We start from the raw sequence: 18,833 nt of genomic DNA on the forward strand, positions 1-18,833 counted from the left end.
GCGGGTTCTCCTTCGGGCGGGCGCATTCAGCGCGTGGCGGGGCGTGACGCATCACGCCGCAGTTGCAGGTTAAGGTCCTGTATGGTCTTGCGGGCCTGTGCAAGTTCTTCACGCAGGCGGCTGAGTTCCGCCTTCAGCGCCACGATTTCTGCCCGCAGGGCAGGAGGATGATCGGCCATGTGCAACACCTTCCTTGCAAATCAGGTTTTGGGGGCGGGCGACGCAAAACGGGCGCGCACCTGCTCGAACAGGGCGCGCGCGGCCATGTCCTTCGTATCGGTATGTTCGATATGGTGGCGCATGCGGGCGGCGATTTCATCACCATGCAGCACCTTTGCCTCGACGAGCATCTGCATGAGGTCCATGACAACGATCTGCTGGGCCGCGATCATCTTGACCACGGGCATGACCTTGGCCTGCGCCGCATCGCCCGCCGCCTGGGCCAGCGCCTTGCGCAGGTGGTCTGTTTCAGCCTGATCGTTCATGATTGTGCTCCTCCGCTCTTGTCATCACGCGGCAGGCATGGTGATAGCAAACAGCCCGTGCAGCAATGCCGCCCACGCAGGGCGGCCCATAGGCGGATGCCACATCTCCCGCCCTTCAGGACCGTAAACCGCCATGCCGCCCCCCACCATCCCCGATGATGAATTACATGTGACCTACATCCTGGCCTCGGGGCCGGGCGGGCAGAACGTCAATAAGGTGGCAACAGCGGCGCAGTTGCGTTTCGATGCACGCAATTCTCCCTCGCTGTCCGCCCGCATCAAGAGCAGGCTGGTAACGGTTGCGGGCAGCCGCATGACGGCAGATGGCGTGATCGTGCTGACCGCGCGGCGCTTTCGCAGCCAGATCCGCAACCGCGAGGATGCCGTGGCCCGCCTGCATGAGATGATTGCCGAGGCCAGCCATGTGCAGGCCTACCGCGTGCCCACCCGCCCCTCGCGCACGCAGCGCCGCAAGCGGGTGGACAACAAGAAGCACCGCAGCCGCATCAAGCAGGGCCGCAGCGGCAACCATCTGGACTGAGGACAAAAGTTTCTGGTGAAGCTTTTTTCAAAAAGCTTCAGAACAACACCGCCTTTTTGAAAAAAGGCGGTGCCCGAAACTTCCCTCTCACCCCTTCCCGGTCACCTTCTGCCCCTTGGGCGGCGCGGGCACCGGCGTATGTTCCGTCCAGCCGCCGCCAAGGGCGCGGTAGAGGGTGATGAGGTTCTGGTAGCGCGACACCGCAATCGAGATCTGCCACTGCTGCGCCTGCAACAGCGTGCGCTGCGACACCAGTGAGGTGAGATAGGAATCCGTCCCCGCCCTGTAGCGCATCATGGCCAGGCTGTACGCATCGGCCGAGGTCGAGACATACCGGTCCATCTGCCCCGTCTCGTCGCGATAGGTGTCACGCGCGGCCAGTGCATCCGCCACTTCGCGGAAGGCGGACTGCACCGCCTTTTCATAGGCCGCAGCCTTCGAGGCCCGCATGGCGCGCGAGGCCTTCAGGTTACCGCTGTTCTGCCCCCAGTTGAGCAGGGGCACCTGCAACTGCGGCGACACGCCCCACGTGGTCGCAGCCGAGGTAAACAGCTTGTGCGGCTGCAGGCTGCTGATGCCATCGGATGCGGTGAGCGTGATGCGCGGGTAGAACGCCGCCTTGGCCGCGCCAATATCGGCATTGGCGGCCAGCAGGTCATGCTCGGCGGCCTGGATGTCGGGGCGGTGCTCAAGCACCTCGGCGGGCAGGCCCGGCGGCAGGTCCTGCATGATGGTCTGCTGCCCCAGCGGGCTGGCGGGCGGCAGGTTATCGGGGATGGGCTGGCCGATGAGCATGGTCAGCAGGTTTTCATCCTGCCGCACATGCCGGCGCGATTCATCACGGAAGGCCCCGCTCTGCGCCACCTGTGTTTCCGTCTGGCGCAGGGTCATCTGGTCGGTCTCGCCATGGGCGAAGCGGGCCTTGACCATCTCCAGCGTGGCTTCCTGCGAGGCCATCGTCTCATCGGACAGGCGCAGCGAAGCCTGGTCGCCCAGCCACGAAACATAGGCCGTGGCCACCTGCGAGATGATGCTGATCAGCATGGCGCGCGCATTCTCACGCTGCATCAGCGCATGTTCCGCCGCCTCGCGCGACATGCTGCGGATGCGCCCGAACAGGTCGATCTCATACGACGAGACGCCAATGCCCATCTGGTAATATTTGAACATGGGCGGGTGGCCGGTATCGAGGCCAGGCGCAAAGCTCAGGCCGGCTGCATCCGATGGTCCCTGGAACATCGCCTCGCCGCCGCCACTGATGGCGGGGAACAGGCTGGCATGCTGGATGTCGAACTGCCCCTGCGCACGGCGGATATCGGCTGCTGCCTCCCGCAGGTCGCGGTTTTGCCGGATGGCGATGGCAATCAGCGCCCTGAGCCGGGGGTCGGTGAAGAATTCCGCCCAGCCCAGATTGGCCGCGAGCGGGTTCTCGGCCACCGCGTCGCCCGTGGTGGCGTAAGCGGGCCAGGCCTTGGCCAGCGGCGGGGTGGGGCGCTTGTAATGCGGGATCATGGTGCAGCCCGCCAGCAGCATGGCCGCAAGCGTTGCGGCACCGGCCCGCCTGAGTGTGGGGAGAACGGTCATTGCATTACGCTCCCTTGGTCCGCTCGGACATGCGCCTGACGCGGAACAGGCGCAGCACCACCACAAAGAAAAGCGGCACGAAATACACCGCCAGCAGGGTGGCCGTGAGCATGCCGCCCACCACCGCCGTGCCGATGGCGATACGCGCGGCAGAACCGGCCCCCGTGGCGATGGCCAGCGGAAACACGCCCACCACGAAGGCGATGGACGTCATGAGAATGGGGCGCAGGCGCTCGCGGCCTGCTTCAAGCACCGATTCCTCAAGGGTTGCCCCGTTCTCGAAAAACGCCTTGGCGAATTCCACGATCAGGATGGCGTTCTTCACCGCCAGCCCCACCGTGGTCAGCAGCCCCACCTGGAAATACACGTCATTGGCCATGCCGCGCAGCAGGGTGGCCACGATCGCGCCCAGCACGCCCAGCGGAATGACCAGCAGCACGGCAAACGGAATGGCCCAGCTCTCATACAGCGCCGCGAGGCAGAACAGGATGACGATCACCGCCAGCGTGTAAAGCGGCCCGGTGGAAGAGCCCGAGGCCATCTGCTCGAACGAAAGCCCGGTCCATTCATACCCCACGCCTGCGGGCAGCTTGGCCAGGATCTCCTTCATGGCAGCGATCGAATCCCCCGAACTGTAGCCCGCGGCGGGCTGGCCAAGGATTTCGAAGGCATTGAGGCCGTTATAGTCCTCGACCTTCTGCGGCCCCATAATCCACTGCCCGGACACGAAGGCGTTGAACGGCACCATGCCGCCGGTGGCGTTGCGGATATACCATTTGTTCAGGTCATCGGGGATCATGCGCGCATCGGGCTCGCCCTGGATGTAGACCTGCTTCACGCGGTCATCGCGCAGGAACTGGTTGACATAGATCGACCCCAGCGCCCCCTCGATGGTGGTGTTGATGTCGGCAATGGTGATGCCCAGCGCATTGGCCTTCTCGCGGTCGATATCGAGATGGAACTGCGGCGCATCTTCCATGCCGTTGGGGCGCACGGCGGTCAGGCGGCGGTCTTTCGCCGCCATGCCCAGCACCATGTTGCGCGCCGCGAGCAGCCTGGTGTGGCCAAGGTGGCCACGGTCTTCAAGTTCAAGGTCGAAGCCGGTGGCGTTGCCGAGTTCCAGCACGGCGGGCGGATTGACGGCAAAGATCTGCGCGACCGGGTCGGTCCAGAAATGCATCATGATGCGCATGGCAATCGCTGATGAGGTCTGGCTGGCGGCGGGCCGCTCATCCCAGTCCTTGAGCCGGATGAAGAAGGCACCCGCACTCTGCCCCTGGCCTGCGAAGTTGAACCCGTTCGTGGAATAGACGGATTCGACATTGTTGCCCTCGGTCCTGAGCACATAATCGGCAACCTTGCGGTTGACGGCCGCCGTCTCCTCCAGCGTGGCCCCCGCGGGCATGGTGACCTGGCCAAAGATCAGGCCCTGGTCCTCATCAGGCAGGAAGCCACCGGGCAGGCGCATGAACAGCCAGCCCACGCCAGCCGTAATCAGCACGAACACCAGCATGGCCAGCCCCGCATGCCCGAGCACGCGCCCCACCCCGTTCTGGTAGGCCGTGGTCATGCGCGCGAAATGGCGGTTGAACCACCCTGCCGCCCCGGTGGTCTTTTCATGCGTGCCGGGCTTGAGCATGGTGGCGCACAGGGCCGGGGTCATGACCATGGCCACCAGCACCGAAAGCCACATGGCCGCAACGATGGTGATGGAAAACTGCCGGTAGATCACGCCCGTCGAGCCGCCAAAGGCCGCCATGGGCAGGAACACCGCCGTAAGCACCAGCACGATACCGACCAGCGCGCCCGAGATCTCGTCCATCGACTGCCGGGCCGCATCACGCGGAGAGAGCTTCTTCTCGGTCATGACGCGCTCGACATTTTCCACCACCACGATGGCGTCATCGACCAGCAGGCCCACGGCCAGCACCATGGCCAGCATGGTCAGCGTGTTGATGGAAAAGCCAAGCGCGGCCAGGATGCCGAACGTGCCCAGCAGCACCACCGGCACCGCGATGGTGGGGATCAGGGTGGCGCGGAAGTTCTGCAAGAACACCAGCATGACCAGGAAGACCAGCCCGATCGCCTCGATCAGGGTAACGATCACATCCTTGATCGACAGCACGATGAAGGGCTCGGTATCGAGCGGATAGACGGTTTTCAGGCCCGGCGGAAAGAACTGCTCGAGTTCATGGATCTGCGCGCGCACCGCGTTTTCGGTCTGGAGCTGATTGGCGCCGGGGGCGAGCTTGAGCGCCATGCCCGAGGCCGGCATGTTGTTGTAGTAGGAATGGGTGTTGTAGGTCTGCGGCCCCAGCTCGACATGGGCCACGTCACGGATGCGCACCTGCGAGCCATCCTGCTGCACCTTGAGCAGGATCTTCTCGAATTCCTCGGGCGAGCGCAGGCGCGTCGGCCCGATGATGGTCGCGTCCAGCCGCGCGCCCTTCACCGCCGGCACGCCGCCAAGTTCACCCGATGAAACCTGGATGTTCTGCGTCTGGATCGCGGTCTGCACATCGCCCACGGTCAGGCCGTATTTGTACAGTTTCGACGGGTCGAGCCAGATGCGCATGGCGTATTCCGCGCCAAACAGCGTGTGGTCGCCCACGCCGGTCACGCGGCTGAGCGGATCGGAGATGTTCGAGGCCACGTAATCGGCAATGTCGGCGCCGCTCATGCTGTTGTCGGTCGAGATGAAGCCGAGCACCATCATGAAGTTCTTGACGGCCTTGGTAATGCTCAGGCCCTGCGCGGTCACTTCCTGCGGCAGCTTGGGCTGGGCAAGCTGGAGCTTGTTCTGCACCTGCACCTGCGCGATGTCGGGGTTCGTCCCCTGCGCGAAGGTCAGGTCGATTTCCATCTGCCCCGAGGCATAGGACTGCGAGGAGATGTATTCGAGGTGATCGAGCCCGAACATCTGCTGCAGGATGGGGCGCACCACCGTATCGTTCACCGTATCGGCCGAGGCACCCGGATAGGTCACGGTAATGGCGATCTGGGGCGGCGCGATGGAGGGATACTGCGCGATGGGCAGGCGGAAGATCGACACCCCGCCCACGAGCATGATGATCAGCCCGATCACCCACGCGAAGACGGGCCGGTCAATGAAAAAGCGCGACACAGACATGGGGGATTATCCTGCCTTGGCCGGTTCTGCGGCGTCCTGCGGGGCGACGGTGTCGCCGGAATGGATTTTCTGCACGCCCTCAAGCACCACGCGCTCGCCGCTTTTCAGCCCGCCGGTCACCAGCCAGTCCGTGCCAATGGCCTGCCCGACCGTGATGGCGCGCAGGTTGACCTTGTTATCGCCGTCGACCACCCATACCTGCGGGTCACCGTGGGAGTTGCGCTGCACCGCCTGCTGCGGCACCAGCAGGGCGGTGGGGTCCAGCCCCTCCGCCAGTTGGGCATGCACGTACATGCCGGGCAGCAGCAGCCGCTCGGGATTGGGCATGACCGCGCGGACCACGACCGTGGCGGTGGCTTCATCCACGTTCACTTCCGAGAATTCCATGCTGCCGGAATGCTCGTAGGTCGTGCCATCCTCCAGCGTGATGCTGATGGAGGCGGCATTGTCGCCCGCGCGCGTCAGCCGCCCCTGCGCCAGCTCGCGCTTGAAGCGCAGCAGTTCGGTCGCGGGCAGGTTCACATCCACATAGATCGGGTCAAGCCGGGTGACGATGGCGACGTTGTTGGTCTGGTTGGCGGTGACCAGCGCGCCCACGGTCAGGATGGAGCGACCGATGCGGCCCGTGATCGGGGCATTCATGTGGGTGTAGCCCAGATCAACCGTGGCGCGCTCGAGCTGGCCCTTCGCGGTCAGGATATCGCCCTGGGCCGCGCGCTCGGCGGCCAGCGCGTCGTCATATTCCTGCTGGCTTACGGCATGGGCCTTGAGCAGCGGCCCGTAGCGCGTGAGCTTGGCACGCGCCGTGACCTCGCTGCCCTGGGCATGCAGGAGCTGGCCCTGCGCGCTGTCCACCGCAGCCTGATAGATGCTGGGATCGATCTGGTAGAGCTGCTGGCCTGCCTGCACGTCCGTGCCTTCAACGAACAGGCGCTTCTGGATCACGCCGCTGACCTGCGGGCGCACCTGCGCGATCTCGAACGCTTCGGTGCGGCCGGGCAACTGGGTGTGGATTTCCACCGGAGCGGCCTTGAGCGTCATGACCGTAACGGGCTGGGGCGGCATCTTGGGGGCAGCGGCATGCTTCTGGCACCCCGCCAGGGCGAGTATCAGAGCCGCCGGGGCTACGACACGGGAATATTGCATCATGGTCACCAACCGGCTTGAGGGCCGTAATCTAAAAATGTTTCTGAATCACGTCCGTGCTGTTTGCCGCACATAGCCGCCATAGGAAAGCCAAATAAGGAAACCATTTGGTTTTCAATGAATGGAAAACTATATCGTCTCCATAAGGCGGTCAAGCAGGGCACCCATTCAAAAATGGCCGGAGCAGATTACGAATGAGCAAGATTGGACGGGAAGGACACGGCTCCATGCATGATAACTGTGACACCCCGCGCCGCGGCCCCGGTCGCCCCCCGGAAATGGAGGAATGCGAACGCCGCGAACGTATTCTCGATGCGGCAAGCGAAGTGTTGCAGAAATGCGGCTATCATGCAGCCTCGATGGACAAGGTGGCCCAGCATTCCGCCATGTCCAAGCGCACGCTGTACCTCATGTTCCATTCCAAGCAGGACCTGTTCCACACGCTGGTCAGCAGCAGGCTGTTCAATGTCAGCCCCGGCAAATGCCTGCACATGGCCGACCCGGTGGAAGAACTGACCGAACTGCTCATGCGCCTTGGCGGCGTGATCCTGCGGCCCGACCGCATCAGCCTGATCCGCGCACTCGTTACCGAATCGCCACAATCGGAAGACATCCGCCAGATCCTGACCAGCCTGCGCGCGGGCGGAAAGGACAATGTGCTCACCACCTGGCTCGACCGTTACGTGCGGGCGCGCAACGGGCCGATGGAGAATATATCGATGTACGGCAACATGCTGTTTGGCATGACCATTGGCGACCTGATGCTGCAAAACCTGGCCTGCGCGCCTGATCAGTCATGGAGCGAGCAGGACATGCGGCCGCGTTTTCGCAGGGCGGTGCAGATTTTTCTGGCGGGCTTCAGCGATGGTTGCCCTGCGGCTTCCTAACGCGTTTCGGGGCACCGCCCCTGTTTGCTGACAGTGGGGGCACCTGAAGCTTTCCGATTATTGCGAAACCGGCTTTTCCGCTTCCGGTGGCACGGCTTTCGGGCAGCCTTCGGGCGCCACGCGATATGGCCCTCCGGCCAGGACCTCCAGGCACAGCACGCCCAGCCTGCCGGGGTTGCGTGGGCCGAGATGCAGCAATGCGCCGCCATCCGTCCAGCGGCAGGGTTCGGGGCGCGGGGCGTAAAAACCATCATGCCACCCTGCAGGCGCTTTCTGGGCCAGATGCATGACGATATGGCGGGCCACGGTGCCTTCAAACAGCTTGATGTGCCGGACCAGCACGCCACGCGGGCGGCGGTCATCGGCGCAGGCGCCAACCATGCTGACCGGGCGGACGGTGCGCGACATGATCCGCACGGTGCCAACATCCGGGGGCAGCATGAAGACCGCATAGCGATTGGCATCGCGCATCTTGCGCAGGGTAATGCCCTGATCGGTCATGAGGTGAAGATCAGCATCATGCGTTGTCACAGCCGCGGCTTCCGCCCTTCCCGGCGTGGGGTCCGCGCCTGACATGGCGCCGTTGGGGGGCATGCTGCCCGTGTTGGAACGGCTCATACCCGTGGTTAGGCCACCAGACATTTTCTTCCCCCATGGCATAAATTCCAGTTCCGGCAAGGCAACAGCGCCAGAACTGACATGGAGGAAAAATATCGGCGGAAAGCATTAAAAATATTCTAAGACGGTGCCTGAAAAGTCAGGCCAGTGCATGTGCTGCACTCGTGGAAATTCCGGGATGTCCCCTTTTTCAAAGATAGTGTTCTTTGAAGCTTTTCCTGATCTGGCATTTTACAATAACGGTTTTATCTGAATGCATTCCCCGGGCCATGCCTTCAGGGGCATAACAGGCGCGGATGCAGCCCTGCCGTCCATTTTTATAACCTCCTGCATCATGCGGTGCCGCGCTATCGTAATAACAGGCGTGTGAGAGCAAGGGAGAAGCTGCGTGGGTCAGACGTGGGGTGATTATCAGGCTGTCGTGCAGTTATCGGCAGGCCTGAATGTAGCCATTCTCAGCTTTGTGGATATCAGCCTGCCTGCCATAAAGGAACGCCGGCGCGTCTTTGCCAAGGCCCAGCAGGAACTCGACATGCACCGCGCGGCACCCGCGAAGCTGACCTCCGCCGCCCAGCTCGAGCATGACTGTCAGGTCGATGAAATGAACCAGAAGCTTTACCTGCTGTGGAAGCAATCCTCATCCTTCAGCAGCGAGGAAGATTCCCTTATCCATTCCACCGGCATCCTGGGCTTTATCGGCGCGGCACTCAGCCTGTTCCTGCTGTGGTATTCAGCGGAATATTATGATGCCAGCATCAACGTGACCGGCAAATTCGTAATCGGCCTGTCATTCTGTTCACTGATCGGGGCGTTCATCATCAATTTCATGACCGCATCGCAGGCCAACGTCTACACTAGGCAATGCAACCAGATCCGCACGGAAATGCGGCAGAAGCTGTAAAGCCTGCACGGCATGGAAACGGCGGCGCGTTCATGATTCCATTTCCTGAATGGACAATATTTGAGCGACACAAGTTCCGTGATCAGGAGTAATGTCTATATAGTTATTCGAAAAATCAGTCCTATTCTGGTTTTTTCATCAAATTTCATCATTGTCACGCCCGATCCGTTATGGCTCCAGAGGCTGGCAGATCCGATAGCATTCCTGAAATGATAGCAGTTTCCAGCAGCCTTCTTACCCCGGCGCATAATGCAGCATGAGCATACCATGCACTTCATCCCAACTGCCTGAGCGCGAATAACCGCCTTCCGCCCCCAGCCGCAGGGAAGGCGTCAACTGATAGACCGCCCGCGCCAGCACGTTGCCCGCAAGCCCCCCGGTGGACTGGCCCGCATACTGCTCGCGTGCCGCCAGCCCGCCTTCCCCCATGGGGAACATCGCCGTGGCGTGCTCTGTATAGTGCTGGTAGCCCGCTTCCCCCTTGAACAGCCAGGTCCACCGTCCCGCATGCCCGTCATAGGTCAGCGGCACCAGGGCGGCCATGAACGCATGCGGCGAGAAGTAGCCCCCCTGTCCCCAGGTAAAGAAATACGTGTTGCGCTTGTACCCGAAATACACAAGGTCCAGCCCCAGCCGCACATGATGCGCATCGTTGCGGTGCCAGACGAGGGCGGACCCGCCCGCACCGGCCTCGCTCTCGTGGTTGGCCACCGTATGGGTGCCCTGCATCACCGCATAGCCGCCGCCAGCATACAGGTTGTAGCCCGGCTGCGCCCATTCCAGTTGCCCATGCCCACGGTTGCGCGTGACCCCGCCCCAGACCTGCCCCGTGCCGGGGTCGCGCGCGCCGGAATAGGACAGCAGGCTGTCGGTCACCGCGCGGCGCTCGCCGGTCAGGCGCAGGGTCAGGCTGTGGGTCAGGTGCGGGGTGAGTTCAATGCCACCCAGCACGTTGGTCGTGGTGAAGCCCAGCGGCGTCGAGCCGACATCAGCCGCCAGCCACCGCCACTGGTAATGCGCCGACAGCGCCACCCCCGCCACGGCGGCAGGCACATGAAAGCCCGGTCGCACGCCATTGGCCGCAACGCTGCCATATTGCTGCGCCGTGGTGGTCGAGGCCAGCGGATCGCCCGACATGAGCACGCTGGGCATGACCGAGAAGGCAAACTGGTGCTGCGTGGACGAGAACGGCACGATGGCGGTCATGGGGATATTGACCACCGTCATGTGGCCCAGCCCCGGCTGGCCCGAACGGTCGCGGATTTCGAGGTTGCCATCCGCCTGCGGCGCCAGCGTGCGCGACAGGTAATCGGCCTGCCGGTCCAGCGCCTGCACGGGGGTCAGGTGCGGGTCGTAATGATAGATCTCCGGCATGCCAGCACCCATGCCGGGCACGAAATTCGTGCTGATATCAGGCCATTCATCTGCCGCCCGCACGCGCTGGGGCGCGCAGCCTGCATCAAGGCGCGTGCCGTGGCCGGTGGTGTCATCCTCATCGGGGCGGGGCGTGCAGTCGAGCGCGCGGGCGCGCTGCACGTCATGCAGGCGGCGGCGGTCATGGCCGGTCAGGCCATCAATCTCGGCCTTGATCTCCCACGTGTCGCCCCATTGCGGGTGGGTGGCCTGCAGGGTGCGGGCCATGTCACGGGCCGCGCGTTCATCGCCGCTGGCCAGGCTGTCACGCGCAAGGGCGGCCTGGGCCATCTTGTCATCGGGGCGCTGGGCCAGCGCCCTGCGGTCATAGGTCACGGCCTCACCGGGCAGCCTGCGGGCGGCATCGACACGCCCACGCGCCAGAAGCAGATCGGCATCGGTCGGGTTCTTCGCCAGCAGCGGGTCGATCAGGCGGCGGGCGGCATCGGGGTGGCCGTCCAAGTCATCGCGATCCGCCTGCGCGATTGCGAGGCTGCGCTGCATGTCGCGCAGGTCACGGGCCTGCACGGGTGTAAGATGCCTGCCCTGCATGATGGTGGGCAGGCCGTCGAGCACATGCTGCGCGGCCACGGGGTCATCCATCTGCATGAACAGCCCGGCATAGGACAGGCTCTGGTTCACGCTCACATGCCCCGCACTGCCCGCAAGGGCGCGGTGCAGCACGCCTGCAGCCGTCGCCACGGGTGCGTGGCGCCTGAGCAGCGCATCCACCACCAGCCGCGCCTGCGTGCCCTCGGGGTCGGGCAGGACGGGCATGGCTTCAAGCAGCGCGATGGCCTGCCCGTCATCGGCAGGGAGCGTATGGATCTGGTGCCACAGCCTGACCTGCGCCACGCCATCGGCCATGGCCGTGGTAATGTCCGCGCGCGGCAGGCGGGCAAGCAGCGCATCGGCGCGCGGCATATCCTGATCGAGCAGGGCGAAGCTGAAGCAGGCCTGCAGGTTCTCATCGGTTGTGGGGGCGGGATTGCACAGCGGCGCCATCAGCGCGCGGGCACGCGCGACCTGCCCCTGCGCCAGCCATAGCTGGGCCAGATGCAGGCGCAGCCAGCCATTGCGGGGCGCGTCACGCACGGCGTGCTCAAGCAGCATGGCCCGCTTGCCGGAGTCTGGCTCGCTCTCGGCCATGGCGCCGAGCAGCTTCGCCTCAAGGGTGGTCACGCCGGGGTAATGCGCGGCCCGCAGGCGCACGATCCAGCCTTCGGCCTCACTGAGCCTGCCCTCCTCGATCAGCACGTCAGACAGGGCGGCGGCGGCGGGCATGTCGCCGGGCGCCATCTGCAGCACCATGCGCCACCCCGCCTCGGCCTGCGCAAGCTGGTGGCGCGACTGTTCAATAATGGCCCGCACCCGCACGGTATCGACAATCCGGCCGTGGTCTTTTTCCACGGCGGGCAGCATGGCCCATGCTTCCTCATACTGGTGGCGGCCCACCAGCGCCCATAGCCGCGCAAGCTGCGGGTCGCCTCCTGGCGCATCCAGCCCGGCAAGGGCGGCACTTATGCCCTCATTCGTGAGGGCAAGGGCGTGCGCCTGCTCCAGAAAGGCGCGGGCGGCCTTCACGTCGCCCCGGCGCTGGGCCACGAGGCCAAGACCCTCCAGCGCCTCGGGGCGCGGCGTGGCGCCGCCCTGCATGGAGGTATGGAAATCGCTTTCCGCCTGGTCCAGTTCCCCATGCGCCAGCGCATGATAGCCCGCCCCCACCAGCGCCAGATGCTCGGCCAGCGCGCGGGCGCTCTCCTGCGCCTGAAGGCGGCTGGCCATGTCCGTGTCATCAGGGTGCAGCGCCAGCCATTCGCGGTAATAGGGGGCGGCCTGCGGGTCCGTGCCCATCCAGTCCAGCGTCTTGCGCCATGATTGCGTGGCCTCGTCACGAACGAAATCCGGCGTGGCGGGAGATGTGGCGAGCGCGCGCATGTCCTCGATCGCATCAACGCGGGTGGTCGGGCGGTAGCTCAGGGCCTGCGCCAGCGCCATGCGGATTTCAAGATCATGCGGCAAAAGGCTGCCCAGCGCGCGCAGGCGCTGCGTGGCCTCCGCGTAGCCCAGTATCGAACCCGACAGCACGCGGTCATATTCCAGCTCCGCTTCGGGCAACGGGTGGCCGCCATGGTAAATGCCGCGGTAAGCCAGCGTGGCCTGCAGGTTCTTGCCCGCATCCGCCAGCGCCCGTGCATGCGCCAGCGCCGCCGGGTCAACCGCCCCCTGCCCGATCCAGCCCTGCAGCACGTCAACCTGTGCCTGCGCGCCCCCCTGCGCCTGAAGGACCTGCACAGTGGCGCGTGCGCCGGCCATGTCATTTTCATGCACCTGCACGGCACCGAGCATGAGCCGGGCTTCCAGATTGTCCGGCTCTATGCGCAGCGCGCGCTCGAGCGCGTGCCGGGCATGGGCGTCATCGCCATGATGGATCCAGAACGCGCCTTCTTCTATCTGCGCGTTGAGAATGCCCTCGGCATAGCGCACGGGGGCCTGCGCCCAGGCGGGCGCGCACAGGCTGAACAGCCCGGCAAGGGCAACGCCGCCCCATGCCCTTGCCCCCGCGCCACGCCGGGCCGCAAGCTGGACGCGACGGAACGCGAAAGGCCGGTCATTCATGGTCATGGTCACAGGTCGCCCGTCAGATCATCGTTCAGGATGCGCCGCCTGCTGCGCGCGCCAAGTACCGTCATGGCCCAGAAGGTGCCACACAGCGTGGCCAGCCCCCCCAGCCCGCACAGCAGCAGCGGATGGCCGCCCAGATACCAGTCCGGCAGCATCCATGCGGGCATGTTGCCCACGGTATAGATCCCGCCCGTGCGGTAATTATCGAGCCGCGCCCCATGGCGGATCACCATATCGCCGTGAAAGCGCTGCATCGTGGCGGGGTCGCGCAGGTCATGCACCATGGCGGGCAATGCAGCAGGCACGCCGCCCAGCACGGCCACGACGGAACGGTGCGCGACAAAGGGCGACTGCGCCGCCACGACCGCGCCTTCGGTCAGGTTATATGCCGGTTCAGGCGCGCCGGGGTGCATCACCCGCATGCGCAGGCGGCGCAGCAGCGAGGGGCCGCGCACGTAACCCGCCTGCGCCAGCGCCGCCTGCCCGTTGCCCAGCCCGTCAAGCGTAGAAAAGATCAGGATGTCGCCGGTAATCGTGTCATCGACCGGCATGTCGGTGGTCCGCACGCTCACGCCGGTGGCGGGGTAGCGGTTGATGGCGCCTGCAAAGCCCATCATGTCCATAAAGGCAGCCAGCGTGTCGGGGGCGGGATGGGGCGGCAGCAGCACGGTCGTTTCCGACAGGTCGGCCATGCGCGAGAACGGAAAGGCGGAAGAGGCGAACATCGCCACGTCAGGCAGCACCGCAAAATGCCGCGACTTGGAAAAATCAATGGTGGAGGACGGGTCAAGTTCAACCACATCGGACGATGCAGCCGCTTCGGCCTGCGTCATGTGCCGGGGGTAGACATCAAAATACAGCCGCAGCGTGTTCTGCTGCCCCATTTTCCAGACCGGCAGTTCCAGGTCATGTTCTACCGGCGCGCCCGCCATGCGGAACGGATTGAGCGACCAGGTCACGAGCGGATAGGCATGCAGGAACGTGCCGTTGAGCATGACGCTGACATGGGATTTCCTGCGCTCCAGCACGTCCCCTTCCGGCGCGCTGAGCTGCAGCCGCGCCATGAACGGCCGCGACCGCCACGAGCGCAGGTCTGGCGGCAGCGACAGCGGCACCGTGAGCGTGCCCGATGTCAGGCCATGGGTGCGCAGGGCCGCTGTCGAGACCAGTTCGCGCAGGGTCACGGGCTGGTCGGTGCGCACAAGGCCCGGCGCATCATAGGGCTGGCGGGCAACAGGGTGCACGACGGATGCAGCGGCATAGACCCCCGCCGCATCATGCTCCGCACCCAGCACCAGCGCCCTTGCCGCTGTCGCGACATCGGCCATGCTGCGCCCGGTCACGACAAGGATCGTGCCGAAACCATCATGCGGGTTGGGCATAACCGCGAGTTCCGGCCCCGGCGGCAGCATGCCCCACGGCCCGGGCTGGTTCGGCGCGATGAGCACCGCATTGCCCTGCGCGGGCACGCCTGCCGTCACGTTGAAACTGATCTGGCGGTCCTGCGCATGGACGCCAAGCCATGAGGCCACCATGCCCGCCGCCTGCAGCACGGCGGGGTCTGACACGTCAGGCACGGCCAGGGTGACCACCGGCGTCTGCGCCGCATCGGGGTCAAGCACCGGATAGGGCAGCGCCGAGAGCAGCCGGTGGGGCACGAGGCTGACCGTAGTCAACGCAAGGGTGGACTCCGGTGAGATCCTGACCCATGCATCCGCATTGCTGACCCGCGCGGTAGCGGGCACGGGGGGGCGGGCATCTGGCCCGCAGGCCGCAAGACCCGCATTGCCGGTGGCCGGGCGCATGAACAAGCGGAAGTTGATCCTGTTATGCGTGTCAAAGAAAAACGGGCTGACAGGCAGGCTCACCGGACCGAACGCCCCGTCAGCCGCAGGACAGAGGACGCCGACATCCTGATTGTTGACACTGACGGCCACCGCTACCGGCCCCGCCGCATGCCCCATATGCGCGCGCCCCGAAAGGGCCAGCGTGCCGCCGGTAATGATGACATCGCGCCCGACCTGGACCCCGAACCCATGCAGCGGCGCATCGGCACGCAGCGCCATGTCGTCTTCCTGCCCGATCTCCGCAAGGCTGCGCGTGCGCGTGAGCGGCTGGTGCGAGACCCGATCCACGTCGAGCATGGTCATGTGCGCATCATCCACCGCAGTCACGGACTCGCCTGCCTGCTCTACCGGCGCCATGTCCGGCGGTGCGGGCGCGGCCTGCGCCCCCCCTGCCATGCCGCATAGCAGCAGGCCCACCATCACGAGCGGCAGGTTTGAATGACCTGTGCGCGAGGGACGGGCCGGGGGAATGACCAGATGCCGTGCCGGCAGTTTTTCTTCTGCGATCGGGGGAGGCGGCGCGGGCGGTGACGGCGCATCCGCCTGCCCGCGCGAATAGGGGCGGAACAGCGCGCAGATGCTGGCAAGCAGCATGTAAAGACTGTGGAGCGGCCTGTCAGGCGGGAAGTCGGACCACTGGGACCAGGCATCATCACGGCCAAACACCAGGGCCACGACCTGCTTCTCGGTCGCGAGGTCGGGTATGATCCATGCCACATGGGCACGGCCCTCATGCCGGTCGATGAGGGTGACGCGGAGCGTGATCGGGCCGGAGGCTAGGGTGGCGTGCAGGCGCAGTTCATCACCCACGGCAAGGGGCAGTGTGGGCGACAAGTCAAGCTGGCAGCCCCCCATCGACACATCCAGCGTGCGGCATGTGGTGAGCTGCGTATCGCCCGTGAACACGGTCAGCGGAATGCTGGCTGCAACGCGGTGGTTGCCGCGGCGCTGGCGGGTTTCACGCGCGGCGGCCACGCCGCCAAGCACGATGATCAGGCTGAACAGCACCCAGACCGAGTTGACCGCCATGGCGCGGAAGACAAGCGTTTCATGATAATGGACAATCGCGGCCCAGATGCCGCTCACCAGTCCCACCGCCAGCACCACGGCCATGATCACGCCGGGATAGGCCGCGCGCCATTCAAAATACTCGCGGTGCAGCAGGCCGCCCTTGTCCGTTACGTTGAACGTGCCCTTGTGCGGCGCAAGCAGGGTGATGAATGTCATGCGCACCAGAAAGGGGGCCAGCATGGATTCGTAGATCTCGCTCCAGAACGAATAGCGCCACCGCCCCTGCAGGCGCGACATGGTCATGGTGGTATGAAACAGGTGCGGCATGGCATAGACCGCAAGCTCATAAGGCGAGGCCGCGATCATGGTCACGCCCAGGAACAGATAGGCCAGTGGCGCCATGAGGAACATGATGCGCGGCATGGCGAAGAAGTAGTTCGTCGTCGCCGCCATGTAACAGATACGCTGCGTCAGGCGCAGGCCACGGCCGAGCATGGGGTTGTCGAGCCGCAGCATCTGGATCATGCCGCGCGCCCAGCGCACCCGCTGCCCGACCTGAAGCAGGAGGGTCTCGGTTTCAAGCCCCGCGGCCAGCGGCTCGCGCAGATAGGCCGTGCCCCACCCCTTGCGCTGCATGCGCAGGGCGGTGTGGGCATCTTCCGTCACGGTCTCGACGGCAAAGCCATTGATCGCTTCAATGGCCTCGCGCCGCAGCAGGGCGCACGACCCGCAGAAAAAGGTGGCATTCCAGAAATCATTGCCATCTTGCAAAAGCCCATAGAACAGGTTGCTCTCGGGCGGCACCTGCATGCCCCGGCTCATGTTGCGGCGGAACGGATCGGGGGAATAGAAGTGATGCGGGGTCTGCAATAGCGCGAGGTTGGGGTCGGCAACCATCCACCCCACGGTCTTTTTGAGGAACCCCCGCACCGGCACGTGGTCGCAGTCAAAGATCGCGATAAGGTCGCCCGTTGTCGCCTTGATGGCATGGTTGAGGTTGCCCGCCTTGGCGTGGCTACTGTCCGCGCGATTGATGTAGCCGGCGCCGACCTGCGCGGCAAAATCACGGAACGAGCGCCGCCGCCCGTCATCAAGGATATAGACATTCAGCTTGTCTGCCGGCCAGTCCATGGCCAGGCAGCCCAGCACCGTGGTGCGGACGATCGCCATATCCTCGTTATAGGTTGGCACATAGACATCAATGACCGGCCAACTGCTTTCATCTTCCGGCAGCGGGTGGATCTGCCGCCGCAGGGGCCAGGCCAACTGGAAATACGTAAAGCCCACCCGGAAGGTGGTATAGATTTCGCCGATCGCCAGCGCCAGAACCAGAACGGTCTGCAACACGCCATCGAGATCAAGCGTGGAGGTAAAGCGCCACACCAGATAGCGCCCGGACACCACGATGGACAGCACCATGAGGAAACAGCGCGACCAGCGTTCATCGTGCCGGCGAACCAGAAAGAACAGAATCGCACCCCCAATCGCCACGAAAAACTGGTGGTCGGGGGAGAGGTAGGTCAGGCAGACCACGGCCAGAAGTATGGCGAATAACGGGCCAGAAACGAGAGGAGATTTTAAAATGCGCCAGATCATGGAAATTCGTGACTGTACCGTGCGGGCCTTGAGCAGACTATTTAAAGGAGCGGATCAGGACCTTGTCACAGGATGATCCTTACGGTTTTACATCCATGACTGTATGAGCAAAAAATCAGGACCTATTATTACACGATGATTATTCATCATGTATATTTATTTCCTGTAATTGCGTTCAACAGGTTATGAATATATATATATTTTATAATAATTTTTCTCCCATTATATTGAAAATATAATTCTGTCAACGCCTGTGCCCGTGAAATCAGCACGACATGCCCGCAGGTTCAGGCATGTAGGTCATGGATTACATGCAACCAGAAGAATAAAAGAACCAGAATGATTGCAACCCTGACGAGAAATACCCTGCGCAGGAGGGGTTATTCCTCCACCATGTTCATCAATCCGGAGCCTTGCTTACGCTGTCCTTACAAGAGCAGGGCTTTTTCATTGATTCTTTTTTATCCACGTCTCAATTTTGGTCATGAACTCGGTCTCGATCCTGGCGTGCCTTAAAAGATCAAACACCTGCCTTTTATCCGCGACCGATGGCATCCAGTCATCGAGAGTTACATAAGACGCGTTCTTTCCAGCAAGGATCGATTTTACCACCATATCCGCGATAGCCCGGGCATGGGTGGCGCAGCACAGGGGACCATCGTGCTGGATACCATATTCGTCAGCGTCCCTGCTTCTATCTACAATGCCATCGCGCCCGAGGATGGAGATAAGCGACTGGCCTGCAATGAATTGGAGCGGCTTGGTGTTCTTCTCGTTAAATGTGCCCAGCATGTGCCAGTCACCCGTTCCCTCGGCTGAAGGAACATTCAGCGAGGCCATGCCAGAGAGATAGTGATCTGGTGATGTTTTTGGGATTATTTTCATCATAAATGTATCCGGGTGGTGTTCCGGGCACAAAAAAAGCCACCCTTATGGGGTGGCTTTTCTGTTGTCTTATCAGACACGTATATATGGTTGCGGGGGCAGGATTTGAACCTGCGGCCTTCAGGTTATGAGCCTGACGAGCTACCGGGCTGCTCCACCCCGCG

The 18,833-nt window shown here is 63.6% G+C and carries 12 protein-coding genes and 1 tRNA gene; 3 read left to right on the forward strand and 10 right to left on the reverse strand.

The window, feature by feature from the left end; translation table 11 throughout:
* Window positions 1-26: 26 nt before the first annotated feature.
* On the reverse strand, window positions 27-179 hold the full coding sequence (locus QEG70_RS08170) for a hypothetical protein (protein WP_308720198.1): 153 nt from the start codon (window positions 177-179) through the stop codon (window positions 27-29).
* 21 nt (window positions 180-200) lie between these two features.
* Entirely contained in the window at window positions 201-485 is a 285-nt protein-coding gene (locus QEG70_RS08175; RefSeq protein ID WP_061273798.1) for a hypothetical protein, read from the reverse strand.
* A 133-nt stretch (window positions 486-618) separates the two neighbouring features.
* Between QEG70_RS08175 and arfB the strand changes: the two genes are divergently transcribed.
* A complete protein-coding gene (arfB, locus tag QEG70_RS08180) occupies window positions 619-1,026 on the forward strand; it encodes an alternative ribosome rescue aminoacyl-tRNA hydrolase ArfB (RefSeq protein ID WP_130731584.1) in 408 nt (135 codons plus the stop codon).
* A gap of 87 nt (window positions 1,027-1,113) precedes the next feature.
* Here arfB and QEG70_RS08185 read toward each other — a convergent pair whose 3' ends face one another.
* Genes QEG70_RS08185 through QEG70_RS08195 form a run of 3 tightly spaced genes read right to left on the reverse strand, consistent with a single transcriptional unit; the run spans window position 1,114 to window position 6,889 of the window.
* Window positions 1,114-2,610: an efflux transporter outer membrane subunit gene (locus QEG70_RS08185; protein WP_308720199.1), complete on the reverse strand. Its 1,497-nt coding sequence runs from the start codon at window positions 2,608-2,610 to the stop codon at window positions 1,114-1,116.
* Window positions 2,611-2,614: 4 nt separating this feature from the next.
* Entirely contained in the window at window positions 2,615-5,740 is a 3,126-nt protein-coding gene (locus QEG70_RS08190; protein WP_308720200.1) for an efflux RND transporter permease subunit, read from the reverse strand.
* A gap of 6 nt (window positions 5,741-5,746) precedes the next feature.
* Window positions 5,747-6,889: an efflux RND transporter periplasmic adaptor subunit gene (locus QEG70_RS08195; RefSeq protein ID WP_308720201.1), complete on the reverse strand. Its 1,143-nt coding sequence runs from the start codon at window positions 6,887-6,889 to the stop codon at window positions 5,747-5,749.
* A gap of 191 nt (window positions 6,890-7,080) precedes the next feature.
* Here QEG70_RS08195 and QEG70_RS08200 point away from each other — a divergent pair, with 191 nt between their 5' ends.
* The gene (locus tag QEG70_RS08200) at window positions 7,081-7,773 is read left to right on the forward strand and encodes a TetR/AcrR family transcriptional regulator (protein ID WP_308720202.1); all 693 of its coding nucleotides are present in this window, start codon (window positions 7,081-7,083) and stop codon (window positions 7,771-7,773) included.
* A gap of 57 nt (window positions 7,774-7,830) precedes the next feature.
* Here the strand turns inward: QEG70_RS08200 and QEG70_RS08205 are convergent, their stop codons facing one another.
* Complete coding sequence (locus QEG70_RS08205) at window positions 7,831-8,391, reverse strand: hypothetical protein (RefSeq protein ID WP_308720203.1); 561 nt, start codon at window positions 8,389-8,391, stop codon at window positions 7,831-7,833.
* 388 nt (window positions 8,392-8,779) lie between these two features.
* Between QEG70_RS08205 and QEG70_RS08210 the strand changes: the two genes are divergently transcribed.
* Window positions 8,780-9,292, forward strand: a complete 513-nt coding sequence (locus QEG70_RS08210) for a hypothetical protein (RefSeq protein ID WP_308720204.1) — start codon at window positions 8,780-8,782, stop codon at window positions 9,290-9,292.
* Window positions 9,293-9,526: 234 nt separating this feature from the next.
* Here the strand turns inward: QEG70_RS08210 and QEG70_RS08215 are convergent, their stop codons facing one another.
* The 4 genes from QEG70_RS08215 to QEG70_RS08230 form a co-directional block, all read right to left on the reverse strand.
* Window positions 9,527-13,330 (reverse strand): cellulose synthase subunit BcsC-related outer membrane protein, encoded by a 3,804-nt coding sequence (locus tag QEG70_RS08215; protein WP_308720205.1) that lies wholly within the window; start codon window positions 13,328-13,330, stop codon window positions 9,527-9,529.
* Window positions 13,331-13,332: 2 nt separating this feature from the next.
* Window positions 13,333-17,784, reverse strand: a complete 4,452-nt coding sequence (bcsA, locus tag QEG70_RS08220; RefSeq protein WP_308720206.1) for a UDP-forming cellulose synthase catalytic subunit — start codon at window positions 17,782-17,784, stop codon at window positions 13,333-13,335.
* Window positions 17,785-18,231: 447 nt separating this feature from the next.
* Window positions 18,232-18,672 (reverse strand): hypothetical protein, encoded by a 441-nt coding sequence (locus QEG70_RS08225; protein ID WP_308720207.1) that lies wholly within the window; start codon window positions 18,670-18,672, stop codon window positions 18,232-18,234.
* Between the two features lie 84 nt (window positions 18,673-18,756).
* Window positions 18,757-18,833: transfer RNA gene (locus QEG70_RS08230), tRNA-Met, on the reverse strand.

Source organism: Komagataeibacter xylinus (genome assembly GCF_031081985.1).
GTDB classification, from domain to species: Bacteria; Pseudomonadota; Alphaproteobacteria; order Acetobacterales; family Acetobacteraceae; genus Komagataeibacter; species Komagataeibacter xylinus_E.